Raw genomic sequence first — 23184 nt, forward strand, 5'->3', positions numbered from 1 at the left:
CAGGTGCGGATAGCACGCGGTACGGCGGGGCTTGGGTAAGCGGGGTCGATTATAGGAAGGGGCCTAACGATCCAGCAAGGGCCGGGCGCGGGGCTTTGCGCCGCTACAGCGCTTTTGTCGGCCAGATCAGCACGCGGCTGACGCGATTGTCCTCGGTTTCGAGGATTTCCAAGCGATAGCGGCCGATTTTCAGGCACACCGCGCTCTCGGGAATGGTCTCCAATGCTTCGGTGACCAGGCCGTTGAGGGTTTTCGGGCCATCGCAAGGCAGATGCCAGCCCAGGCTCTTGTTCAGCTCGCGGATCGAGGCTGCGCCGTCGATCACCAGGCGCCCATCCGGCTGGGGCTGGATATGCGGGTTATCGAGGTTTTGTTCGTTTTCAAATTCGCCGACGATTTCTTCGAGGATGTCTTCCAGGGTGACAATGCCCAGCACTTCGCCGTATTCGTCCACCACCATGCCTAGGCGCCGCTGTTGCTTGTGAAAATTGAGCAACTGCAATTGTAGGGGCGTGCTTTCGGGCACGAAGTATGGCTCGTGACAGGCTGCCAGCAAGGCGTCCTTGGTCAGGCTGGCGTCGGCCAGCAGATGGCGGATCTGGCGGGTGTTGAGCACCGCCTCGACCTGGTTGATATCGCTGTGGAACACCGGCAGGCGCGTGCGCTTGGAGGCCTTGAGTTGCTCGATGATCGCTTCGATCGGGTCGTCGAGGTTGATGCCGTCTACGTCGCTGCGCGGCACCAGGATGTCATTGACGGTGATGTTGTCCAGCGCGTGGATGCCCGACAGCAGGTGCGGGCGGTTGGCCGGATGATCGGCGTCAGCGTGTTCATCGTGGGGCGGTGGTGCATCGTCGCTCTGCTTGACTGCGCCGGGGCGTCGGACAAACGGGCGCGCCAGCAGGTGCGCCGCACCGTTGAGTAGCCAGGCCAGCGGGTAGAGCAGCTTCAACGGCGCGCCCAGTAAGGTATTGCCGAAGCCGAGAATGGCCTCTGGGTAACGGGCGGCGAGGGTGCGGGGCAGGTATTCGGCTACTACCAGCAGCAGGCTGGTAACGATCAGGCAGGCGAGCCAGGGGCCGTTTTCCTGCCATAGGTGCAGGGCCAGCAGTGTGGTGATGATGGCTGCCAGCACTCGGCTCAGGGTGTTGCACAGGATCAGGCTTTCGCGGGGGAAACTCAGGCGCGCCAGCGGTTTATCGCCGCCGCGCGAAGCCTGGCGTCGGGCCAGTAGCTGTTGTTGGGCGACTTCGATGGCGGTGAACAACCCCGACCACAGCACCAACAGGAGCAGTACGGCAAGCAGCGGGCCCTGGGCCAGGTTATCCATGATCGCGGCTCGTCAGATATGCAGGATGTATTCGCGAACCAGCTTGCTGCCGAAGTAGGCCAACATCAGCAGGCAGAAGCCAGCGAGGGTCCAGCGGATCGCCTTGTGCCCACGCCATCCCAGGCGTGTGCGGCCCCACAGCAACACGCTGAACACGATCCAGGCCAGGCACGCCAGCAAGGTTTTGTGCACCAGGTGCTGGGCGAACAGGTTCTCGACGAACAGCCAACCGGAAATCAGCGAAGCCGACAGGAGGGCCCAACCGGCCCAGAGGAAGCCGAACAGCAGGCTTTCCATGGTTTGCAGCGGCGGGAAGTTCTTGATGAGGCCGGACGGGTGCTTGTGCTTGAGCTGATGGTCTTGCAACAGCAACAGCAAGGCCTGGAACACGGCGATGGTGAACATGCCGTAGGCCAGGATCGACAGTAGGATGTGCGCCAGGATGCCCGGCGCCTCATTGATGATCTGCACCGTACCGGCCGGGGCGAACTGCGCCAGCAGCACCGTGGCCATCCCCAGGGGGAACAGCAACAGCAGCAGGTTCTCCACCGGGATGCGCGAACAGGCCAGCAGCGTCAGGGCGATCACGGCGGCGGCGATCAGGCTGGCGGCGCTGAAAAAGTCCAGGCCCAGGCCGACAGGCGTCAACAGGTGGGTGAAGAGGCTGGCACTGTGAGCCAGGATGGCAAGGATGCCAAGCCCGATCAGCAGGCGCTTGTTCGCCTTGGCACCGGTTGCCAGGCGCGAGCCTTGATAGAGAGTCGCAGCGGCGTATAAACAGGCGGCGGCGAGTGTGGTGAGCAAACTGGGTGACAAGGGGAGCATAAATCCTGTTAGGCAAGCCCGAAAGCCGATGAGTTTGGCATAGAACCCCTAGGCACGAAAGACCATGCAAGCAGACAGCGAGGTGGGCGCCAGGCCAAGTCTTCGCTATAATCCGCGCCCTGCCCACGCCGCAGGCTCGCCTAGCGTACGTTTTTCACGGGCTGGGCCGCCATTACCCCCGGTCTACATAGGGCCTGAAAGGATCGCGCATGTTTGAAAACTTAACCGACCGTCTCTCGCAGACGCTGCGCCATGTCACCGGCAAGGCCAAGCTGACCGAGGACAATATCAAAGACACCCTGCGCGAAGTGCGCATGGCGTTGCTCGAAGCCGACGTCGCCCTGCCGGTGGTCAAGGACTTCGTCAATTCGGTCAAGGAACGCGCAGTCGGCACCGAGGTGTCGCGTAGCCTGACGCCGGGCCAGGCCTTCGTGAAGATCGTCCAGGCCGAACTCGAAAGCCTCATGGGCGCGGCCAACGAAGACCTGAACCTGAGCGCCGTGCCACCTGCCGTGGTGTTGATGGCCGGCCTGCAGGGTGCGGGCAAGACCACCACCGCCGGCAAACTGGCGCGCTTCCTTAAGGAGCGCAAGAAGAAGTCGGTGATGGTGGTGTCCGCCGACATCTACCGCCCGGCGGCGATCAAGCAGCTGGAAATGCTGGCTGGCGAAGTGGGTGTGACCTTCTTCCCTTCCGACCTGAGCCAGAAGCCGGTCGAGATTGCGCAAGCAGCTATTAAAGAAGCAAAACTGAAATTCATCGACGTGGTTATCGTCGATACCGCCGGCCGCCTGCACATCGACGAAGAGATGATGGGCGAGATCAAGGCCTTGCACGCGGCGATCAACCCGGTTGAAACCCTGTTCGTGGTCGATGCCATGACCGGCCAGGACGCCGCCAACACGGCGAAGGCCTTTGGCGATGCGCTGCCGTTGACCGGCGTAATCCTGACCAAGGTCGACGGCGATGCCCGTGGCGGCGCCGCGCTGTCGGTGCGCGCCATTACTGGCAAGCCGATCAAGTTCATCGGTATGGGCGAGAAGAGCGAAGCGCTCGAACCGTTCCACCCCGAGCGGATCGCCTCGCGCATCCTGGGCATGGGCGACGTGCTCAGCCTTATCGAGCAGGCCGAACAGACCCTCGACAAGGACAAGGCCGATAAGCTGGCCAAGAAACTGAAGAAGGGCAAAGGCTTCGATCTCGAAGACTTCCGCGACCAATTGCAGCAGATGAAGAACATGGGCGGCCTCGGCGGCCTGATGGACAAGTTGCCGAACATCGGCGGCGTCAACCTGGCGCAAATGGGCAACGCCCAGGGTGCGGCAGAAAAGCAGTTCAAGCAGATGGAAGCCATCATCAACTCCATGACCCCGGCCGAGCGCCGCGACCCTGAACTTATCAGTGGCTCGCGCAAGCGTCGGATCGCCATGGGCTCCGGCACCCAGGTGCAGGACATCGGGCGCTTGATTAAGCAGCACAAGCAGATGCAGAAGATGATGAAAAAGTTCTCGGCCAAAGGCGGCATGGCCAAAATGATGCGCGGCATGGGCGGTATGTTGCCCGGCGGCGGTATGCCGAAAATGTAAAGAATCCGCGTCGGCAGCCATGCCGGCGTTTCCCGCGGGGACGCGGGATCTCCAGCAAACCCGTCATTGGCGGGCGCTGACTTGCCGTTTTGAACGACGGCTCTATAGCAGATCTGAATGGCGCGCTGAGTAGGTGCCGGAAAAAGACATTTGCAAAAGTCCGGATATTCCTTAGAATATGCGGCCTTTCGGGCACCTATGCCCGCTGTGCATTTAGATTTGCAGCACCGACTACAGGAACGATCTTCACATGCTAACAATCCGTCTTGCCCTTGGCGGCTCCAAAAAGCGCCCGTTTTACCACTTGACCGTAACCGACAGCCGCAACCCGCGCGACGGTTCGCACAAGGAACAGGTTGGTTTCTTCAACCCTGTTGCTCGTGGTCAAGAAGTTCGTCTGTCCGTGAACCAAGAGCGCGTAGCCTACTGGCTGAGCGTTGGTGCACAACCTTCTGAGCGTGTTGCTCAGTTGCTCAAGGACGCTGCTAAGGCTGCGGCCTGAGCAATATGAACGCGACGCCAGATGCAGCTGATGATTTGATCGTTATCGGCAAGATTTATTCTGTTCACGGCGTTCGCGGCGAAGTGAAGGTCTACTCCTTTACTGATCCGATTAAAAACCTGTTGGAATACAAAACCTGGACGCTCAAGCGCGAAGGCAGCGTCAAACAGGTCGAGCTGGTCAGCGGACGCGGGAACGACAAGTTCCTGGTCGCAAAGCTCAAGGGTCTCGATGATCGTGAAGAAGCGCGTCTTCTGGCCGGTTATGAGATCTGCGTGCCGCGCAACCTGTTCCCTGAATTGACCGACGGCGAGTACTACTGGTACCAGCTGGAAGGTCTGAAGGTCATCGATACTCACGGGCAACTGCTGGGAAAAATCGATCATCTTCTGGAAACCGGCGCCAATGATGTAATGGTGGTCAAGCCTTGCGCTGGCAGCCTGGATGATCGCGAACGCCTGTTGCCCTATACCGAGCAATGCGTGTTGGCCGTCGACCTGGCAGCGGGTGAGATGAAGGTGGATTGGGACGCGGATTTCTAGTCGTGGCGAGCCTGCGCGTAGAAGTTATTAGTCTGTTTCCCGAGATGTTTTCCGCCATCAGCGAGTACGGCATAACCAGCCGCGCGGTGAAACAGGGGCTGTTGCAGCTTACCTGTTGGAATCCGCGAGACTACACCACAGATCGACATCACACTGTGGACGATCGCCCATTTGGCGGTGGCCCGGGCATGGTGATGAAGATCAAACCCCTGGAAGACGCCCTGGTCCAGGCCAAGGCCGCAGCCGGGGAGGCGGCGAAGGTAATTTACCTGTCACCCCAAGGCCGCCAGCTGAAACAGTCGGCGGTACGCGAACTGGCGAATGAGGAAGCACTAATCCTGATTGCCGGCCGCTATGAAGGCATTGACGAGCGCTTTATTGAGGCTCATGTCGATGAAGAGTGGTCGATTGGGGACTATGTCCTGTCTGGCGGTGAGCTGCCGGCGATGGTCCTGATAGATGCGGTTACACGACTGCTGCCCGGAGCTTTAGGGCATGCGGACTCCGCGGAGGAAGACTCCTTCACGGATGGTTTGCTGGATTGCCCGCACTACACCCGACCGGAGGTGTATGCGGATCAGCGTGTTCCCGACGTATTGCTAAGTGGCAATCACGCACACATCCGGCGTTGGCGTTTACAGCAGTCCCTTGGTCGGACCTATGAACGACGCGTCGATCTTCTGGAAAGCCGCTCGCTTTCTGGAGAAGAGAAGAAGCTGCTCGAGGAATACATCCGCGAGCGGGACGATAGTTAACAACGTATCGATGGTAAGTCCGACGACTTGCCTTAGGAGCACAGCATGACTAACAAAATCATCCTTGCACTCGAAGCAGAGCAGATGACCAAAGAGATCCCAACCTTTGCCCCGGGCGACACCATTGTCGTTCAGGTGAAAGTGAAGGAAGGCGACCGTTCGCGTCTGCAAGCGTTCGAGGGCGTTGTAATCGCCAAGCGTAACCGTGGTGTGAACAGTGCTTTCACTGTTCGTAAAATCTCCAACGGTGTTGGCGTGGAACGTACTTTCCAAACCTACAGCCCGCAAATCGACAGCATGGCTGTCAAGCGTCGCGGTGATGTTCGTAAAGCCAAGCTGTACTACCTGCGCGACCTGTCGGGCAAAGCAGCTCGCATCAAGGAAAAACTGGCTTAAGTCCAGCTTCCCGATGCAGAAAAAAGCAGCCTACGGGCTGCTTTTTTGTTGCCCGTCATAAAACCGATCCAGGCCCTTGCCCATGACCACCCGCCTCGAAGAAATCCAGCGTCGCACCGACCTGAGTGTCACCCACGTCACCAAAGCCGTGTTCCCGCCCACCACCAACCACCACAACACCCTGTTCGGCGGCACCGCCTTGGCATGGATGGATGAGGTGTCGTTCATTACCGCCACCCGTTTTTGCCGTTTGCCCCTGGTGACAGTGTCTACGGACCGCATCGACTTCAATCACGCCATCCCCGCTGGCTCCATCGTTGAGTTGATCGGGCGCGTGATTAAAGTGGGCAACACCAGCCTCAAGGTAGAAGTCGAAGTTTTCGTCGAAAGCATGAGTTGCGACGGCCGCGAGAAGGCTATCCACGGTTTGTTCAGCTTTGTCGCCATCGACGAAGCCAAGCGCCCGGTTCCCGTCTTGCCCGGGTTCGCTGACTGAGGGGCCTCTGCTTTGTGAATAGGGCGGGCTGTGAAAGACTAGCGGCCAATTACTATCGGTCGTCTTTTTTGTAGCCGGCCCCCGTTGTGATTCCCGAGTGCCCATGCCTGCCATTGACCACCCCCTGATAGATCAGTTTCTGGATGCCCTGTGGTTGGAAAAGGGTCTGTCCGACAATACCCGCCAGGCCTATCGCAGCGATCTGGCGCTGTTCAATGGCTGGATGCAGGAGCAGGGCCTTGAATTGCCGGGCGCGGGGCGCGAGTTGATCCTCGATCATTTGGCCTGGCGCTTGGAGCATGGCTACAAACCACGCTCCACGGCCCGATTTCTGTCGGGGGTGCGTGGCTTTTATCGCTACCTGCTGCGGGAAAAATTGATCGCCATTGACCCGACGTTGCAGGTGGATATGCCGCAACTGGGTCGTCCTTTGCCCAAGTCCCTGTCAGAAGCTGACGTGGAGGCCCTGTTGGCTGCGCCAGACCTGAGCCAGGCCATCGGCCAGCGCGACCGCGCCATGCTGGAGGTGCTTTATGCCTGCGGTTTGCGGGTGACTGAACTGATTAGCCTGACTCTGGAGCAGGTCAACCTGCGCCAGGGCGTGCTGCGGGTGATGGGCAAGGGCAGTAAGGAGCGCCTGGTGCCCATGGGCGAAGAGGCGATCGTCTGGGTTGAGCGCTACATGCGTGGTGCGCGCTCGGAGCTGTTGGGCGAGCGCCCCAGCGATGTGCTATTCCCCAGCCTGCGCGGCGAGCAGATGACCCGCCAGACCTTCTGGCACCGCATCAAGCATCAGGCGCAGGTGGCCGGCATCAGCAAGACGCTGTCGCCCCACACCCTGCGCCACGCCTTCGCCACCCATTTGCTCAACCACGGCGCCGACCTGCGGGTGGTGCAGATGCTGCTGGGCCACAGTGACCTGTCCACTACCCAGATTTACACCCACGTGGCGCGGGCACGGTTGCAGGAGATGCACGCCCAGCATCATCCGCGGGGCTGAGCCTGGCAGGCCTTATGTGGTAGGCTTTGCCGGTTTGCACAGTGGGCGTCAAAAACCGCTGTTCGCGTGCGGTGTTTTGCTCGCTTCACTAGTCCGCCTTCAGGAGTTCCCATGCGCTTGACCCACATTTTCGCCGCCGCAGCCTTTGCGTTGGCCAGTACCTTTGCCGTGGCCGATAACAGCGCCGAGCAAGCTATTCGCAAGAGCCTTGAAAACCTGCAACTCGACGTGCCGGTCGAGACCATCACCGCCAGCCCATTGGCCGGCCTGTACGAAGTCAAGCTCAAAGGCAGCCGTGTGCTCTATGCCAGCGCCGACGGCCAATTCGTGATGCAGGGCTACCTGTTCCAGTTGAAGGACGGCAAACCGGTCAACTTGACCGAAAAAACCGAACGCCTGGGCATTTCCAAACTGGTCAATGGCATTCCCGTGGCCGACACCGTGGTCTACCCGGCGATCGGCGAAACCAAATCCCACATCACCGTATTCACGGACACCACGTGCCCGTACTGCCACAAGCTGCACGCCGAAGTGCCCGAGCTGAACAAGCGCGGCATCGAAGTGCGCTACGTCGCGTTCCCGCGCCAGGGCCTCGGTTCGCCGGGCGATGAACAACTGCAAGCGGTGTGGTGTGCCAAGGACAAGAAAGTTGCCATGGACCAGATGGTCGACGGCAAGGAAATCAAGTCAGCCAAGTGCGTCAATCCGGTTTCCAAGCAGTTCGCCCTGGGTCAGTCCATTGGCGTTAATGGCACACCGGCCATCGTTTTGGCCGATGGCCAAGTGATTCCGGGCTATCAGCCAGCACCACAAATCGCCAAACTGGCGTTGGGTGCGAAATAATTTTGCGTCGCCGAGTCTTGGCGATCATGGCCCGGCGAAAACGTTCGCCGTTCCATTAACAGAGGGCCGCGCGTGTGCGGCTGTTTTCCACGGCCGACCTTGAGTCGGCCGTTTTATGGGGAGTTCAGCGTGAATCCGGTCAAAGTAGGCATCTGTGGGTTAGGTACCGTCGGTGGCGGTACCTTCAACGTACTTCAGCGTAACGCCGAGGAGATTGCCCGCCGTGCCGGGCGTGGAATCGAAGTGGCTCAAATTGCCATGCGTACGCCAAACCCTCAATGCGAGATTACCGGTACCCCCATTACCAACGATGTCTTCGCCGTCGCCACCAACCCTGAAATCGATATCGTCATCGAATTGATTGGCGGCTACACCATCGCCCGCGAACTGGTGTTGAAAGCCATCGAAAACGGCAAGCACGTGGTCACCGCCAACAAAGCGCTGATTGCCGTGCACGGCAACGAGATTTTCGCCAAGGCCCAGGAAAAGGGCGTGATCGTGGCCTTCGAAGCAGCCGTGGCTGGCGGTATCCCGGTTATCAAGGCGATCCGCGAAGGTCTCTCGGCCAACCGCATCAACTGGGTGGCGGGGATCATCAACGGCACAGGCAACTTCATCCTCACCGAAATGCGCGAGAAGGGTCGTACCTTCGAGGACGTGCTGGTCGAAGCCCAGGCCCTTGGCTATGCCGAAGCCGACCCGACGTTCGATGTGGAAGGCATCGATGCCGCCCACAAGCTGACCATCCTGGCATCCATCGCATTCGGTGTGCCGCTGCAGTTCGACAAGGCCTACACCGAAGGCATCACCAAACTGACCACCGCTGACGTGAACTACGCCGAAGCCCTGGGCTACCGCATCAAGCACCTTGGTGTCGCCCGCAGTACGCCTGCGGGCATCGAACTGCGCGTGCACCCGACGCTGATCCCGGCCGATCGCCTGATCGCCAACGTCAACGGCGTGATGAACGCGGTCATGGTCAATGGCGATGCCTGCGGCTCGACCCTGTTCTACGGCGCCGGCGCCGGCATGGAACCGACTGCTTCCTCGGTCATCGCCGACCTGGTGGATGTGGTCCGCGCCATGACCAGCGACCCGGAAAACCGCGTGCCGCACCTGGCGTTCCAGCCTGACCTGCTGTCGGCCCACCCGATCCTGCCGATCGAGGAATGCGAAAGTGCCTACTACCTGCGCATCCAGGCCAAGGATCACCCAGGCGTACTGGCCCAGGTGGCCAGCATCCTGTCGGAGCGCGGCATCAATATCGAATCGATCATGCAGAAGGAAGTCGAGGAACACGACGGCCTGGTGCCGATGATCCTGCTGACGCACCGTGTGCTGGAACAGCACATCAACGACGCCATCCGGGCACTGGAAGCGCTCCAGGGCGTGGTCGGGCCGGTCGTACGTATCCGCGTCGAACACTTGAACTAACTCAGCGGCAAGTTTCGAGCTGCAAGCTGCAGGTTAAAGCACAGTCGCTTTCAACTTGTCGCTTATGGCTTGTAGCTTGAAGCCCAAACCAAAGGTTTGCCTTTATGCGCTATATCAGCACCCGCGGCCAGGCACCGGCCCTCAATTTCGAAGATGTCCTGTTGGCCGGTCTGGCCAGCGATGGCGGTCTTTACGTACCCGAAAACCTGCCGCGCTTCACCCAGGAAGAAATCGCCTCCTGGGCGGGCCTGCCTTACCACGAGCTGGCGTTCCGGGTCATGCGCCCGTTCGTTACCGGTAGCATTGCCGACGCCGACTTCAAAAAGATCCTGGAAGAAACCTACGGCGTGTTTTCCCACAGCGCCGTGGCGCCGTTGCGCCAGCTCAACGGCAACGAATGGGTATTGGAGCTGTTCCACGGCCCCACCCTGGCGTTCAAGGACTTTGCCCTGCAACTGCTCGGCCGTTTGCTTGACCACGTGCTGCAAAAGCGCGGCGAGCGAGTGGTCATCATCGGCGCCACTTCCGGCGATACCGGCTCGGCGGCCATCGAAGGCTGCAAGCATTGCGAAAATGTCGACATTTTCATCCTGCACCCGCACAACCGCGTCTCGGAAGTGCAGCGCCGGCAGATGACCACGCTCTTTGGCGAGAACATCCACAACATCGCCATCGAAGGCAACTTTGACGACTGCCAGGAAATGGTCAAGGCCAGTTTCGCCGACCAGGGCTTCCTCAAGGGCACGCGCCTGGTGGCGGTCAATTCCATCAACTGGGCGCGGATCATGGCCCAGATCGTCTATTACTTCCACGCGGCGCTGCAGTTGGGCGGCCCGGCGCGCTCGGTGGCGTTCTCGGTGCCGACCGGCAACTTCGGCGATATCTTCGCCGGCTATCTGGCCCGCAACATGGGCCTGCCGATCAACCAATTGATCGTGGCCACCAACCGCAACGACATCCTGCACCGCTTCATGAGCGGTAATCAGTACGTCAAGGAAACCCTGCACGCCACCCTGTCGCCGTCGATGGACATCATGGTGTCGTCGAACTTCGAGCGTTTGTTGTTCGACATGCACGGGCGCAATGGCGCGGCGCTGGCCGGCCTGATGGACAGCTTCAAGCAGGGCGGCGGTTTCAGCGTCGAACAGGACCGGTGGACCGAAACCCGCAAGCTGTTCGACTCTCTGGCAGTGGACGATGAGCAGACCTGCGAAACCATCGCCGATGTCTTCGAGCAAACCGGCGAGTTGCTCGACCCGCACACTGCCATCGGTGTTCGGGCGGCCCGTGAGTGCCGACGCAGTCTGGATGTCCCGATGGTGATCTTGGGCACCGCCCACCCGGTGAAATTCCCTGAGGCTGTCGAGAAAGCTGGAGTAGGAAAAGCCCTTGAGCTGCCTGCTCACCTTTCTGATTTGTTTGAGCGAGAAGAGAGGTGCACGGTTCTGGCCAACGACCTGAAAACCGTACAGGCCTTTGTCAGTCAGCATGGCAACCGCGGCAAGCCACTTTGACCGACTAGAACTGTCACATTTTTAAGCCCGTCACCTGACGGGCTTTCGCATTTGTGCGTGCCACACTTGTCGCAGTTTCGCCCCCCAAAGGACGGGCGAATGACAGTGAAGGAAAGTGCAAATGAGGTTCTTAGAGTGGTTTAAGCCAGCCTTGAGCTGGCTGTTTTTATTGGGGGTCCTGGGGCTCACGGCAACGGCCCAGGGGGCGTCGCTGTTCGGTCGCGACATGCAGGCGGTGGGCAACGTTCTGGGCCTGGACGACGCCGAGTTGCAATGGATCCGCGAACACCCGCAAGTGGTGGTGGCTTCATTGCCGTATCCGCTGTACCTGTTCAAGGATGAAAGCGGTGAATGGGCGGGGCTGAACAACGACATTCTTGGCCGCATTTCATTGCTGACCGGCCTGCGTTTTGTCCATCAGGAAGTTTCCTCAACGGTGCAGATGCTTGAGTTGCTGGAAAATGGCACGGCAGACATGAGCACCACCCTGGCGATCAACGAGGAGCGCCGGGCATTCCTCAACTTCAGCCACGCCTACGGTGGTTCGAGCTGGGTGTTCGTGGTGCGCGCCGGCGAGTCGCAGCCGAAGGCCCTGGAACACCTCGCCGGCAAGCGGTTGGCGCTGCCTGCCCGGCATGCACTGGAGCGCAAGATCCAGCTCGATTACCCGGCCATCAAGTTGCACACCGTCATGACCCAGGCAGAGGCCAGGGCGTTGGTCGAGAACGGTGAGGTCGACGCCACCATCGAAAACGAAACCGGTGCCTATCTCTATCCGGCCGGGGCGCTCAAGGTCGGTCATAGCGTCGACGGCATCTGGGAGCCCGATCACCTGGCGATGCACAAAAAACACCCACAACTGTTGAGCATCATCAACAAGGCACTTGATGCGTTCACGGCCGCCGAGTTGCGCGCCATGCGCCAGAAATGGGTGGGCGGTATCGCGCAGACCCCACCATCACTGTGGCAGCGCCTGTACTCGTGGTTGTGCCTGGGCGGGATCGTTACCGGGGCTTTTTTCCTGATCTCGATGGCATGGCGCCGCCGGTTCAACGAGCAGGTGCAGTTGCGCCTCAAGGCCGAGCAACAACTCAGCGACCAGTTGGCTTTCCAGAGTGCCCTGCTCAATGCCATCCCCACGCCGATTTTCGTCCGCGACCAGCAGGCACGCCTGGTGCTGTGCAACAAGAGCTATGAAGAACGCTTTTCAGTGCGCCAGGACCAGGTCAAGGGCCGGTTGCTGACGGATATCGACCTGCTGCCCCGGGAAACCGCCGAGCAGTTGCACAGGGAGCTGATCGAACAGTTGGCCAGCCAGAAGTCCCGCTTCATCAATCGGCAGTTGACCTTCAGGGAAGGAACCCTGGATGTCTACCAGTGGACGGTGCCGTTCTATAGCGCCCAGGGGGAGTTGCGCGGCTTGATGGGCGGCTGGATCGAGTCCGGGGATGTGCAACGTTGAAGCCATGGGCTGTTTTCTTTGTGTCATGTTCACGGAGCATGCTGGCCTTTCCAAGGCTGGCAGGCACGTCGAACTTTTTCGCCGGGCCGCAGGTCATCTAGAAACAGCCTGCTTTCAGGCATTTCATGTCCGGACTATTGAGTGGTGACGAGATGGAAAGTATCAGCCTGTTACTGTCCGAGGCCTTGAGCCCTTACCGGGTGGCATTGACACCCTGCGGCGCCGAGGGCCATTGCTTGGTAACCCTGAGAAATGCCGCCGGTGGCATCGTGCTTGAACGGGAGGTCAATCAGTTGCAACTGCATGACCGGCGCTTGCTGACCGATGTGGTCGACGGTTTGCACCGGGACCTGATGATTGCCGAAGGCCGCTTGGAGCCCTGCCTGATCGCCGCCATGCGTAGTGCTGCGGCGGATCTGGCCCGTGCTAGAGGAAATTGATTGGTTTTTTGTGGGAACCTTCCACAGCTTTAGTCAGTCAGAGTTTTTAACAGCAGGATCAAACATTGTGCTCCGGTGTTTGCCGCTTGTTGTACTGGTCTCGATAGACCACGTTTAACCCCGAGTCGTCTCCCCACTTCTCGGGGTTTCTTTTTGCCCGGCGTTTCTCAGGGCTGCGGCGGGGCCGCGAAAAAGCCCCGGATCTCCTCGCGATAGGCGCCGCGCATGGAGGTGTCTAGCCACGCGGCGTAGCTTTCGCTCAGTTGTTGCAAGTCCAGGGTGTGCAGGGTTTGGTTGATGCGGGCGATGACCTGACGACCTTCCTCGGTGTCCGAGCAGCCGATATGCAGCGATTGATAGTGCGGAGTCTGGCGGATTGGATAGAAGCTCAACTCGGCCGGGTCGATGCCTTGCTGCTGCGCCTGGTAGCGGATCTCTGCCCAATACCCCAACAACGCGCTCAAGCGCCCCAGGCGCTGCATTTGCAGCAGGCTGCCCAAAGCATTATTGCCGTAGTGCGCCGTCAGGGCCTGGGCGGGGGCCTGCTTGAGCCATTGGTCGACGTTCTGCCCATAGCTGCGCTCGGCCACCACGCCGAGTTTTTTGCCATCGCTGGCGAGCAACGCGGCGAGGTCGATTTCGCCGTCCTGGATAAAGGGCGCCAGGGCTTCACGGTCTTGCCGACGCACCGCCAAACCGTTGCTCATGATCCGCAGGCTGGGGCTGGAATAGGCGATCCAACGCGTCCGTTCCTGGCTCCAGAGCAAAGACGGGTCGCAGGTGAAAGTGGGTTCCTGGAGCATCTGCAAGCCGCGGGCGCGGTTGACCCGCAGGATGCTGTGTTCGTACTCCGGCAGGCTGGCGATCAGCGCGGGCATCAGTTGGTCGATCACACCACGGCCCTTTTGCGGGCCTTCGAAAATGGTCAGCGGCGGTAAGTCGCGTAACAGCCATACCAGCACTTGCTTGGCCTGCGCCGCTTGGGGCATGGCGCACAGCCCCATCAGCAGGCCGAACGCCAGCAGCGCCCGGCAGCGCCGCAGCAGCAGGTTCAGGCGCGCCGCCGCCGGTCGAAAACGGCTGGCCAGTTTAAATGGCTCCTGCTTCATGCAGGCGGCGGATCTGCTCGGCGTCGAAACCCAACTCACCCAGTATCTGGCTGTTGTGTTCGCCCAGTTGCGGGCCCACCCATTGCGCGCTGCCGGGCGTGTCGGAAAGTTTGGGCACGATGCCCGGCATCTTGAAGTTCTTGCCGTCGGGCAGCTTGGCCTGCAGGAACATTTCCCGGGCCAGGAACTGCGGGTCGCTGAACATATCCTCGGCGCTGAAGATCCGGCTGGCGGGTACTTCGGCTTGGTTCAGGCGCTCGATCACCGTCTCCAGCGGCAAGGCACTGACCCAGCGATCAATCACCCCATACAGCTCGTCGCGGCGGCTGTCGCGCCCATCATTGCTGGCCAGCGCCGGGTCATTGGCCAAATCGTCGCGGCCAACGGTGTGCATGAAGCGCTTGAAGATCGCATCGCCATTGGCGCCGATCTGCACATGCTTGCCGTCGGCGCTGGTGTGGATGGAGGAGGGCGTGATGCCCGGCATGATGTTGCCGGTGCGTTCGCGGATAAAACCGAACACATCGAACTCCGGCACCATGCTTTCCATCATGGCGAAGATCGCTTCATACAGCGCCACGTCCACCACTTGGCCCTGGCCATCGTTCATCTCGCGATGTCGCAGCGCCATCAGTGCGCCGATCACGCCCCACAGGGCAGCAATCGAATCACCGATGGAAATCCCCGTGCGCACCGGCGGGCGGTCCTCGAACCCGGTGATGTAGCGCAGCCCGCCCATGGATTCACCGACCGCGCCGAAACCGGGCTGGTCCTTCATCGGCCCGGTCTGGCCGAAGCCGGACAGGCGCACCATCACCAGTTTCGGGTTCAGGGCGTGGAGCACGTCCCAGCCCAGGCCAAGTTTTTCCAATACGCCAGGGCGGAAGTTCTCGATCAGGATGTCCGCTTCGCCCAGCAACTGCTTGAGGATGGCCAGGCCTTCGGGGTGCTTGAGGTTTAGGGTCAGGGACTTCTTGTTGCGCGCCTGCACGAACCACCACAGCGACGTGCCTTCATACAGCTTGCGCCATTTGCGCAGCGGGTCGCCGCCGTCCGGGGATTCCACCTTGATGACATCGGCGCCGAATTCGCCGCAGATGCGCGAGGCAAACGGCCCGGCGATCAAAGTGCCGAGTTCGACGACTTTGACCCCGGACAGAGGTTTGGCAGTAAGCGGCATGAAAGATCCTGTAGGACAAACGACTAAGCGAAGTCAGCCTTTTAACATAGCCGGGCATTCCGGCTAAAGGGCGATGCGTCACGGATTCGTTGAATGACTCACGCATCGGTTAGACTTGCCGCCTTTCCCCGTATCAAGAAGCCCGTTCATGGCCCAGCCGTCCACGACCTACAAGTTTGAACTGAACCTCACCGACCTCGACCGCGGGGTGTACGAAAGCGTCAAGCAAACCATCGCCCGCCACCCCTCGGAAACCGAAACGCGGATGACCGTGCGCCTGCTGGCCTACGCCTTCTGGTACAACGAGCAATTGTCGTTTGGCCGTGGCCTTTCGGAAGTGGACGAGCCGGCCTTGTGGGAAAAAAGCCTGGATGATCGCGTGCTGCACTGGATCGAAGTCGGCCAACCCGACGCCGAGCGCCTGACCTGGTGCTCGCGGCGCACCGAACGCACCAGCCTGCTGGCCTACGGCAGCCTGCGCGTATGGGAAGGCAAGGTCATCCCCGCGGTGAAAAACCTGAAGAACGTCAACGTCGCCGCCGTGCCCGAAGACGTCCTCGAAACCCTGGCCAAGGACATGCCCCGCGTCATCAAGTGGGACGTGATGATTAGCGAAGGGACGATTTTCGTCACCGACGACCGCGGCCAGCACGAAGTCCAGTTGCAGTGGCTGATGGGCGAACGCGGCTGATCGCTCGCCCCTTCGCCAACCGCCGCTCCCTGCCTGATAACGAGAAGCCTGCACCGCCCTATGCGTATCGAACCCCGCCCGTTGCCCGCCACCCTGCCGTTTCTTGGCGACCTGCCACCGCTATTGACCCGCTTGTACGCCGCCCGTGGCGTGCAATCCCAGGCTGAGCTGGACAAGAGCCTGGCGCGGTTGATCCCGTTCCAACAGCTCAAGGGCATCGAGGCGGCGGTGGATTTGCTGGTGACCGCGCTGGACGAGCGCCAACGCATCCTCATCGTCGGCGACTTCGACGCCGACGGCGCCACCGCCAGCACCGTGGGCCTGCTGGGCCTGCGTTTGCTGGGGGCGGCCCATGTCGATTACCTGGTGCCCAACCGTTTTGAGTACGGCTACGGCCTGACCCCGGAAATCGTCGAAGTGGCGCTGACCCGTGAGCCGCACCTGTTGATAACCGTGGACAACGGCATTTCCAGCGTCGAAGGCGTGGCGGCGGCCAAGGCGGCGGGCTTGAAGGTGCTGGTCACCGACCACCACTTGCCCGGCCAGGAGTTGCCCGCGGCGGACGCCATCGTCAACCCCAACCAACCCGGTTGCGCGTTCCCCAGCAAGGCCCTGGCCGGCGTCGGGGTGATTTTCTACGTGCTGATGGCCCTGCGCGCACGCCTGCGCAGCCTCGGCCGCTACGCCAACCAGGCGCAGCCCAACATCGGCGACCTGCTGGACCTGGTGGCCCTGGGCAGCGTCGCCGATGTGGTGCCGCTGGATGCCAACAACCGCATCCTGGTGCATCAGGGCCTGGAGCGGATCCGCGCCGGGCGCGCCCGCCCGGGCATCAAGGCGATCCTCGACGTGGCCAAGCGCGAGGCGTCGCGCATCACCTCCACCGACCTGGGCTTCATCCTCGGCCCGCGCCTGAACGCGGCGGGGCGCCTGGACGACATGAGCCTGGGCATCGAATGCCTGCTCACCGCCGACCCGGAGTTGGCGCGGGACATGGCGGTGCAACTCGATGACCTGAACAAGGATCGCAAATCCATCGAACAAGGCATGCAGCGCGAGGCCCTGGCCCAGCTCAAGGACTTGCCGGTGGAATCGATGCCGTTCGGCCTGTGCCTGTTCGACCCGGACTGGCACCAGGGCGTGATCGGCATCCTCGCCTCGCGTATGAAGGACCGCTACCACCGGCCCACCATCGCCTTCGCCGACGCGGGGGACGGCATGCTCAAAGGCTCCGGGCGTTCGGTGCAGGGCTTTCACATCCGCGATGCCCTGAGTGTCGTCGCCGCCCAGCACCCGGACCTCATGGGCAAATACGGCGGCCACGCCATGGCGGCGGGCCTGAGCCTGCCCCAGGAAAACTTCCCGTTGTTCGCCGAGGCCTTCGACGCCGAAGTGCGCCGCCAACTGCGCGAAGAAGACCTGACCGGGCGCCTGCTCACCGATGGCGCCCTGGCGATGACCGAGTTCAACCTGGAACTGGCCCGCGCCCTGCGCGACGCCGGGCCCTGGGGCCAGCACTTTCCCGAGCCGTTGTTCCACGGGGTGTTCCAGTTGCTGGAAAAACGCATCGTCGGCGAGCGCCACCTCAAAGTGGTGCTCAAAAGCGAATGTGGCTCGGTGAAAATCGACGGCATCGCTTTTGGCATCGACCCCCAGGCCTGGGCCAACGCCCGGGTGGATTGGGTGGAACTGGCCTACAAGCTCGACCTCAACGAGTTTCGCGGCAAGGAAAGTGTGCAACTGATGATCGCCCACATCGAGCCGCGTTGATTCGCACCGATAAAGCGAACCCTCCTGCATCGCGGGTTGTCGACTAGTCTCTAAGCACTGCTTGATTGGCCTTGTGACCTATCCTTCATTTTTTGCCCGCGGGGGCGGGCGCTGCACCCTTCTTGTCACTCGCGGACTATTCAAACAGAACCCTGGAGCCTGACCACTGATCGAGAGGTGCCCCATGAGTCTGCTGCTTGAGCCCTATACCCTGCGTCAACTGACCCTCCCCAACCGCATCGCGGTGTCACCCATGTGCCAGTATTCCAGCGTTGATGGCCTGGCCAACGACTGGCACCTGGTGCACCTGGGCAGCCGCGCCGTGGGTGGCGCCGGCCTGATTTTCACCGAAGCCACCGCCGTCACCGCCGATGGCCGCATCACCGCCCAAGACCTGGGCCTATGGAATGACGCACAGATCGAACCCCTGCAACGCATCACCCGGTTCATCACCGCCCAGGGTGCCGTGGCCGGCATCCAACTGGCCCACGCCGGGCGTAAGGCCAGCACCCACCGGCCCTGGTTGGGCAAGCATGGCAGCGTCAAACCGGCGGACGGGGGCTGGGTGCCGGTCGGCCCGTCGCCCATTGCCTTCGACCCGGAACACACCGCGCCCGTGCAACTGAGCGAAGGGCAGATCGGCGAGATCATCCAGGCCTTCGTCGAGGCCGCCAAACGTGCCCTGGAAGCGGGGTTCAAGGTAGTCGAGGTGCACGCGGCCCACGGTTACCTGCTGCACCAATTTCTCTCGCCCCTGAGCAACCAGCGCCAGGACTCATACGGTGGCTCGTTTGACAACCGCATTCGCCTGGTGCTGCAAGTCACCGAGGCGGTGCGCGAGGTGTGGCCGCAAGAGCTGCCGCTGTTTGTGCGGGTTTCGGCCACCGATTGGGTCGAGGACGGTTGGAACCCGGACGAAACCGTGGAACTGGCGCGGCGCCTCAAGGCCCTTGGGGTGGATTTGATCGACGTGTCCTCCGGCGGCACCGCAGCCAACGCGGAAATCCCCATCGGCCCGGGCTACCAGACGCGCTTTGCCGAGCGGGTGCGCAAGGAGTCAGGTATCGCCACCGGCACCGTCGGCCTGATTACCGAGCCGGCTCAGGCCGAGCACATCCTGCGCACCTGCCAGGCCGATATCATCCTGCTGGCCCGGGAACTGCTGCGCGACCCGTACTGGCCGCTGCACGCCGACGATGACCTGGGCAGCCGCCAAGCCACCTGGCCGGCGCAGTACCAACGGGCAACCCACCGCGACTCACCGATCCACGAATCCGACCTGCGGGATTGACCCTGCGCCACGCCCCAGCCCTGCTCCGTTGAGCGGGGCTGGGTTTTTTCAGGCCCGCCGCCATGCCGGCACTTGCCGCAACGTCACCGCCCGCAGCAGCCATTCCAGCGGCCCGTAAGGGTGGCGCGCCAGCCACCACGCGCTCAGGCGCAGTTGCACGGTGAAAATGACCAGTACCGAGACGAGCAGCAACGGTGATGGCATTTCGGCGATAAGCGCCCCGCCATAGCCGCTGAACAACAGGCCCAATGCCACCGATTGCAGCACGTAGTTGCTCAACGACATCCGCCCCAACGGCGCCAGGTGCCGCACCAGGGGCTCCCCACCCGCGCCGCGGAACAGGCGCAGCATCAGCAGCCCATAGCTCGCCGTCAGCAGTGGCGCGCTCAATTGGCCGATGCCGAAGGCCAGCAATTCCAGGCCGCCGCCGGGGATGAACGTCTCCACCAGGCCATAAAACAACCCGCCCAGCAGGCCGATGGGCAAGCCAATCGCCAGCAGCCTGCGCGCGTAGGGCTGCACGGGGTCTGGGGCGCTCAGTAATTGCTGGCGGCCGGCGGCAAAGCCCAGCAGGAACATCGCCAGGGCGCTGGGGCCCTGGATGATCCACAAAAACACTTGGGTCGGCACAAAACGGCTGGCGTGATAGGCCAGGGTCGCCAACGGCCCGTTGCGGTACGCGGTAAGGGCGGGATCGCTGGCGGTAATCACCGTGTCGAACGGGTCGCCGCTGCTGATGGCCAGGGCGCCGGCGACGATGAACACCGTCCCCGTCGTCAACAGCAAGGTGCAGGCGATGAGCACGGCGGTTTTGGGCCGCACACGGTGCGCGGCCAGCAGCACCAGGCCCAGCACGGCGTAAATGGTGAGGATTTCGCCATGGAACAACAGCACGCCATGGAGCACCCCCAGCACCAGCAAACCCAGTTGCCGGCGCAGCATGCGCGGCACGAACGCCGCGCCCGCCCGCTCGGCGCTGGCCATTTGTAAGGTGAAGCTGTAGCCGAACAGGAAGGAGAACAGCAGGTAGAACTTGGTTTCCACCAGGGTGCTGGTGAGCACCCGCAGCACGTGGTCGAGGGGGCTGGCGTAAAACAGGCTGGTGGCGCCGGTGCCGTACATCGGGTCGGCAAACGCCCACACATTGACTGCCAGAATGCCCAACAGGGCAAAACCGCGCAGGGCATCGACCGTGTGCAGGCGCGTCGCAGGGGGGAGGGGGCCGGTCATCAGTAACGTCCTTGTGGGGATGAGTGGCGTGGGTGCGCGATGGTAGCGGATCACGGTGATTGTTTAGGGTGAAAAAACCGCTGGGAAGTTTTTTGACTAATTACTCTAAAAAATTCTCACGATCTGAAAAAACTTTCTATTCTTAAGCCCATCACCGGCTTCAGCCCTTAAGCCGGAAGGTTTCAAACAGCGGCACAGGGACAGCCGCTGCTGAAAAGGGACGCAGGGCGATGAAGTGTCTGAAGTTATTCCGAATGCAGAGGGACATCGTCCATGGCAAAAGAACAGAGCGCAGTCAGGTTGTTGGGTTTTCTCTCGGGCCTGGGCCTGACGCGCCGCACCCGGCGCTTGAGTTCAGAAGAGTTGAAGTTGGTGGAGCAATACCGAACCTTGTCCGAGGCCGACCGCACCGCCATGCGCTACCTGGTGGATGCGATGCGCAGCGTCTCACGGTTTTAGCACGGCAAACCCCCGCTCCCCCTGTGGGAGCGGGCCCGGCCCGCGATGAGGCCAGGACAGGCGATGCACTTGTGGCGGCTGGAATGCCGCCATCGCGAGCAGGCTCGCTCCCACAGAAGAAAAATCCCGCCCCCAGATGAGAGAAAAATCCTACCCACCCTGTGGGAGCGGGCCCGGCCCGCGATGAGGCCAGGACAGGCGATGCACTTGTGGCGGCTGGAATGCCGCCATCGCGAGCAGGTTCGCTCCCACAGAAGAAAAATCCCGCCCACAGAGGAAAAAACAAGCCCCGCCCACACCACACAAGCCTGTTCACACAGTAGGTGTAGGCCAGCCACGGCCCTTAGGGGACCGGTGGGCGGTTAGCCCACTTCCTCCACCGCTCGGTGTGCTTCATCGATGGCCGCGTGGGCGTAGGCGCTCCAGGCCGCATCCGAGTTGGCGATGCTCACATTGCCGACAGGCTGGCGTGCCAGGTTCATCCATTTTTCGCTTTCGTCGGCATCGTCATAGAGGCTGTTGGAGAAGTACGCGTAGCCGTGGGACCAACGGTTGACGGTGATGCTCAGGATGTCGTTCTGGTGGTCGAAGCCGCCCGGCCCGAGCATGCGTTGCAGTTGGTCGCGCAGTTGCGCTTCGAGCACCTCGAAAGTTTGCCCGTAGAGGCGGCCACGGCCGGCGCGGGCCTGGTCGCGGGCGGTCATGCCGCTGGTGGGGCTGGTGGGCACGTAGACCATGTGCAGGCCAATGGGCTGGCTCGGGTCACGCGGGTGTTCGTAGCCGCCCATGCTCACCGGGTAGTCGAGCTTGATGCGGCTGTAGGGCTGGGTCGCAGCGTAGATCTCATGCACACCCAGGTTGCGCCACGCCTCCCAGTTGCGGATCAACACCTTGGTGTACACCAGCGGGAACTTCACGTTCTGGCTTAAGGCGTGGGCCTGGTCGGCGGGGAGGTCGCGCAGCAGGTAGGGAATGACCATGTTGTAGCAGGCCATGATGCAACGCTTGCCCCGCACCTGGCTCAGTTGCCCGCCGCGGCTGTAGCCGATATGCACGCCGGCGCCGACATTGCGCACGCTGACCACCGTGCTGTTGAGGCGCAGGCGCACCGGGGCCTTGGGCTGGTCGAGTTTGGCGTAGTCGAACGGCGCGAGGACGATGTCTTCCATGTCATGGCCCGGGGCCACGGTGGGAATCAGGCTGCGCACCAACAACCGCGCCAGGGACGCATTGCCGTCGGGGAAGTGGTAGATGTAGGGCTCTTCCATTTCCGCCTGGGCTTCTTCGCTGATGGGCTCTAGGTTCATCGCGCTGAAACCGGGGAAACCGACGTTGTAGGCGTCATACGCCGCCACGGCATCGATGCTCAGGGCCATGAAATCGTTGGTGCGGCTCTGGAAGTACTTCACGGCGGCCGGGGTCAGGCCTACGTCCTTGAGTAAAAAGTCGCGATAACTGGTGCTTTCCAGGTGCGCGGTTTTCTCTTCCTGGGTTTTGCCGGCGAGGTAATCCCGCGGCGCGGTGTGCAGGGCGATCAGGGCGTCGCGGTCGCTTTGCGGCAGCGGGAAGTCGTTGATGAAGTCGTGCAGGCTGCGGGCGTGTAACTGATCCGGGGCGATGTCGTCGGCGACCATGGGCGTCGGGTCGCCGCTGACCAGTTTGTCTTCGCCGAAGTTTTCCTTGTCGAAGAACACCCCCCGCGACAGGCCGAGGCTGGGATAGAACGGGCGGTCGAACGCGGTTTCAAAACGCTTGATATCGACCCCGAGTTTTTTCAGCAGGCCGTTGACCTCGGCGCTGTACAGGTGATTAGGCGACTGGAAGGCCTCGCTGCCGCCGTAGCCGATGATCGTGCGCCCGCCGGCCTGGAATTCGTTGCGCTTGGCGTGGCCGCCGAAGTCGTCGTGGTTTTCCAGGATCAGAATGCGTGCGTGGGGGTGTTTCTCCCGGTAGAACCAGGCCGCCGACAATCCACTCAGGCCCCCGCCGACCACCACCAGGTCGTAATCCTCGCTGACGGGCAGGTGATCGGTGTTGAACACTTTCTTATCCCAGCCCATTTGGTGGGCGATTTCGAACGAGCCGACATGGCTGCCCCGCAGCCCAGTGAGGGCGGGCGGGTAATAGCGCCCGTCGGGGGCGGCTTGCAGCAATTGCAGCGGGGTCATGCCGGCGGCGACGGTGATGGCGACGCCGTTGAGGAAGTCGCGACGGGTGATATCCATGGGGATTCCTGAGGTGTTTTCTTATGGGACAGCGGGCGCAAGGCAGGGCATGCCAGTCTGTGGGAACGCTCCCACAGAACAGGTTTCTGGGCAGGTTTTGCGGG

At 61.7% G+C, this 23184-nt stretch carries 22 protein-coding genes; 16 read left to right on the top strand and 6 right to left on the bottom strand.

Features of this window, described 5'->3' with window-relative positions:
* Positions 1–103: 103 nt before the first annotated feature.
* Positions 104–1330 carry an HlyC/CorC family transporter gene (locus AC19YT_RS02700; RefSeq protein ID WP_500598180.1) on the bottom strand — a complete coding sequence of 409 codons (1227 nt, stop codon included), beginning with the start codon at positions 1328–1330 and terminating at the stop codon, positions 104–106.
* Positions 1331–1342: 12 nt separating this feature from the next.
* Positions 1343–2155, bottom strand: coding sequence for a cytochrome C assembly family protein (locus AC19YT_RS02705; RefSeq protein ID WP_095106277.1), 813 nt, complete (start codon positions 2153–2155; stop codon positions 1343–1345).
* Between the two features lie 209 nt (positions 2156–2364).
* Between AC19YT_RS02705 and ffh the strand changes: the two genes are divergently transcribed.
* From ffh to AC19YT_RS02765, 12 genes are all read left to right on the top strand, one after another.
* Complete coding sequence (gene ffh, locus AC19YT_RS02710) at positions 2365–3741, top strand: signal recognition particle protein (RefSeq protein WP_095106278.1); 1377 nt, start codon at positions 2365–2367, stop codon at positions 3739–3741.
* 250 nt (positions 3742–3991) lie between these two features.
* Positions 3992–4243 (top strand): 30S ribosomal protein S16, encoded by a 252-nt coding sequence (gene rpsP, locus AC19YT_RS02715; protein WP_007944872.1) that lies wholly within the window; start codon positions 3992–3994, stop codon positions 4241–4243.
* A 5-nt stretch (positions 4244–4248) separates the two neighbouring features.
* Positions 4249–4785: a ribosome maturation factor RimM gene (rimM, locus tag AC19YT_RS02720; RefSeq protein ID WP_095106280.1), complete on the top strand. Its 537-nt coding sequence runs from the start codon at positions 4249–4251 to the stop codon at positions 4783–4785.
* 2 nt (positions 4786–4787) lie between these two features.
* Complete coding sequence (gene trmD, locus AC19YT_RS02725) at positions 4788–5540, top strand: tRNA (guanosine(37)-N1)-methyltransferase TrmD (RefSeq protein ID WP_500598182.1); 753 nt, start codon at positions 4788–4790, stop codon at positions 5538–5540.
* Positions 5541–5585: 45 nt separating this feature from the next.
* Positions 5586–5936, top strand: coding sequence for a 50S ribosomal protein L19 (gene rplS / locus AC19YT_RS02730; RefSeq protein ID WP_003175895.1), 351 nt, complete (start codon positions 5586–5588; stop codon positions 5934–5936).
* A gap of 82 nt (positions 5937–6018) precedes the next feature.
* Positions 6019–6432, top strand: coding sequence for an acyl-CoA thioesterase (locus tag AC19YT_RS02735; RefSeq protein ID WP_095106282.1), 414 nt, complete (start codon positions 6019–6021; stop codon positions 6430–6432).
* A 103-nt stretch (positions 6433–6535) separates the two neighbouring features.
* The gene (xerD, locus tag AC19YT_RS02740; RefSeq protein WP_500609672.1) at positions 6536–7432 is read left to right on the top strand and encodes a site-specific tyrosine recombinase XerD; all 897 of its coding nucleotides are present in this window, start codon (positions 6536–6538) and stop codon (positions 7430–7432) included.
* Between the two features lie 111 nt (positions 7433–7543).
* Positions 7544–8275, top strand: a complete 732-nt coding sequence (locus AC19YT_RS02745; RefSeq protein ID WP_095106285.1) for a DsbC family protein — start codon at positions 7544–7546, stop codon at positions 8273–8275.
* A 129-nt stretch (positions 8276–8404) separates the two neighbouring features.
* Positions 8405–9709, top strand: coding sequence for a homoserine dehydrogenase (locus AC19YT_RS02750; protein ID WP_095106287.1), 1305 nt, complete (start codon positions 8405–8407; stop codon positions 9707–9709).
* A gap of 104 nt (positions 9710–9813) precedes the next feature.
* Complete coding sequence (thrC, locus tag AC19YT_RS02755; protein ID WP_095106289.1) at positions 9814–11223, top strand: threonine synthase; 1410 nt, start codon at positions 9814–9816, stop codon at positions 11221–11223.
* A 121-nt stretch (positions 11224–11344) separates the two neighbouring features.
* Positions 11345–12685 carry a transporter substrate-binding domain-containing protein gene (locus tag AC19YT_RS02760; RefSeq protein ID WP_500609673.1) on the top strand — a complete coding sequence of 447 codons (1341 nt, stop codon included), beginning with the start codon at positions 11345–11347 and terminating at the stop codon, positions 12683–12685.
* A gap of 152 nt (positions 12686–12837) precedes the next feature.
* A complete protein-coding gene (locus AC19YT_RS02765) occupies positions 12838–13125 on the top strand; it encodes a DUF3509 domain-containing protein (RefSeq protein WP_095106293.1) in 288 nt (95 codons plus the stop codon).
* A 167-nt stretch (positions 13126–13292) separates the two neighbouring features.
* Here AC19YT_RS02765 and AC19YT_RS02770 read toward each other — a convergent pair whose 3' ends face one another.
* Positions 13293–14234, bottom strand: coding sequence for a TIGR02285 family protein (locus AC19YT_RS02770; RefSeq protein WP_500609674.1), 942 nt, complete (start codon positions 14232–14234; stop codon positions 13293–13295).
* Positions 14215–15414 carry a CaiB/BaiF CoA transferase family protein gene (locus AC19YT_RS02775; protein ID WP_500609675.1) on the bottom strand — a complete coding sequence of 400 codons (1200 nt, stop codon included), beginning with the start codon at positions 15412–15414 and terminating at the stop codon, positions 14215–14217. The genes AC19YT_RS02770 and AC19YT_RS02775 overlap by 20 nt, the downstream gene beginning before the upstream one ends.
* 148 nt (positions 15415–15562) lie before the next feature.
* On the opposite strand from AC19YT_RS02775, the gene AC19YT_RS02780 reads away from it, so the two are divergent.
* From AC19YT_RS02780 to AC19YT_RS02790, 3 genes are all read left to right on the top strand, one after another.
* On the top strand, positions 15563–16105 hold the full coding sequence (locus AC19YT_RS02780) for a YaeQ family protein (protein WP_095106298.1): 543 nt from the start codon (positions 15563–15565) through the stop codon (positions 16103–16105).
* Positions 16106–16165: 60 nt separating this feature from the next.
* Positions 16166–17875, top strand: coding sequence for a single-stranded-DNA-specific exonuclease RecJ (gene recJ, locus AC19YT_RS02785; protein WP_095106300.1), 1710 nt, complete (start codon positions 16166–16168; stop codon positions 17873–17875).
* Between the two features lie 184 nt (positions 17876–18059).
* A complete protein-coding gene (locus AC19YT_RS02790; protein WP_500598192.1) occupies positions 18060–19166 on the top strand; it encodes an NADH:flavin oxidoreductase/NADH oxidase in 1107 nt (368 codons plus the stop codon).
* 48 nt (positions 19167–19214) lie between these two features.
* Here the strand turns inward: AC19YT_RS02790 and AC19YT_RS02795 are convergent, their stop codons facing one another.
* Positions 19215–20396 (bottom strand): DUF418 domain-containing protein, encoded by a 1182-nt coding sequence (locus tag AC19YT_RS02795; protein ID WP_500609676.1) that lies wholly within the window; start codon positions 20394–20396, stop codon positions 19215–19217.
* A gap of 273 nt (positions 20397–20669) precedes the next feature.
* Here AC19YT_RS02795 and AC19YT_RS02800 point away from each other — a divergent pair, with 273 nt between their 5' ends.
* On the top strand, positions 20670–20855 hold the full coding sequence (locus AC19YT_RS02800) for a hypothetical protein (protein WP_095106305.1): 186 nt from the start codon (positions 20670–20672) through the stop codon (positions 20853–20855).
* Positions 20856–21217: 362 nt separating this feature from the next.
* Here the strand turns inward: AC19YT_RS02800 and AC19YT_RS02805 are convergent, their stop codons facing one another.
* On the bottom strand, positions 21218–23080 hold the full coding sequence (locus AC19YT_RS02805) for an NAD(P)-binding protein (protein WP_500609677.1): 1863 nt from the start codon (positions 23078–23080) through the stop codon (positions 21218–21220).
* Positions 23081–23184: the final 104 nt, after the last annotated feature.

The organism is Pseudomonas sp. MF08875, from assembly GCF_059862525.1.

Coding starts and splice junctions, on each gene's coding strand:
- AC19YT_RS02700 (WP_500598180.1), bottom strand. CDS start 1,330: ATGGATAACCTGGCCCAGGGCCCGCTGCTTGCCGTACTGCTCCTGTTG.
- AC19YT_RS02705 (WP_095106277.1), bottom strand. CDS start 2,155: ATGCTCCCCTTGTCACCCAGTTTGCTCACCACACTCGCCGCCGCCTGT.
- ffh (WP_095106278.1), top strand. CDS start 2,365: ATGTTTGAAAACTTAACCGACCGTCTCTCGCAGACGCTGCGCCATGTC.
- rpsP (WP_007944872.1), top strand. CDS start 3,992: ATGCTAACAATCCGTCTTGCCCTTGGCGGCTCCAAAAAGCGCCCGTTT.
- rimM (WP_095106280.1), top strand. CDS start 4,249: ATGAACGCGACGCCAGATGCAGCTGATGATTTGATCGTTATCGGCAAG.
- rplS (WP_003175895.1), top strand. CDS start 5,586: ATGACTAACAAAATCATCCTTGCACTCGAAGCAGAGCAGATGACCAAA.
- AC19YT_RS02735 (WP_095106282.1), top strand. CDS start 6,019: ATGACCACCCGCCTCGAAGAAATCCAGCGTCGCACCGACCTGAGTGTC.
- xerD (WP_500609672.1), top strand. CDS start 6,536: ATGCCTGCCATTGACCACCCCCTGATAGATCAGTTTCTGGATGCCCTG.
- AC19YT_RS02745 (WP_095106285.1), top strand. CDS start 7,544: ATGCGCTTGACCCACATTTTCGCCGCCGCAGCCTTTGCGTTGGCCAGT.
- thrC (WP_095106289.1), top strand. CDS start 9,814: ATGCGCTATATCAGCACCCGCGGCCAGGCACCGGCCCTCAATTTCGAA.
- AC19YT_RS02760 (WP_500609673.1), top strand. CDS start 11,345: ATGAGGTTCTTAGAGTGGTTTAAGCCAGCCTTGAGCTGGCTGTTTTTA.
- AC19YT_RS02765 (WP_095106293.1), top strand. CDS start 12,838: ATGGAAAGTATCAGCCTGTTACTGTCCGAGGCCTTGAGCCCTTACCGG.
- AC19YT_RS02770 (WP_500609674.1), bottom strand. CDS start 14,234: ATGAAGCAGGAGCCATTTAAACTGGCCAGCCGTTTTCGACCGGCGGCG.
- AC19YT_RS02775 (WP_500609675.1), bottom strand. CDS start 15,414: ATGCCGCTTACTGCCAAACCTCTGTCCGGGGTCAAAGTCGTCGAACTC.
- AC19YT_RS02780 (WP_095106298.1), top strand. CDS start 15,563: ATGGCCCAGCCGTCCACGACCTACAAGTTTGAACTGAACCTCACCGAC.
- recJ (WP_095106300.1), top strand. CDS start 16,166: ATGCGTATCGAACCCCGCCCGTTGCCCGCCACCCTGCCGTTTCTTGGC.
- AC19YT_RS02790 (WP_500598192.1), top strand. CDS start 18,060: ATGAGTCTGCTGCTTGAGCCCTATACCCTGCGTCAACTGACCCTCCCC.
- AC19YT_RS02795 (WP_500609676.1), bottom strand. CDS start 20,396: ATGACCGGCCCCCTCCCCCCTGCGACGCGCCTGCACACGGTCGATGCC.
- AC19YT_RS02800 (WP_095106305.1), top strand. CDS start 20,670: ATGGCAAAAGAACAGAGCGCAGTCAGGTTGTTGGGTTTTCTCTCGGGC.
- AC19YT_RS02805 (WP_500609677.1), bottom strand. CDS start 23,080: ATGGATATCACCCGTCGCGACTTCCTCAACGGCGTCGCCATCACCGTC.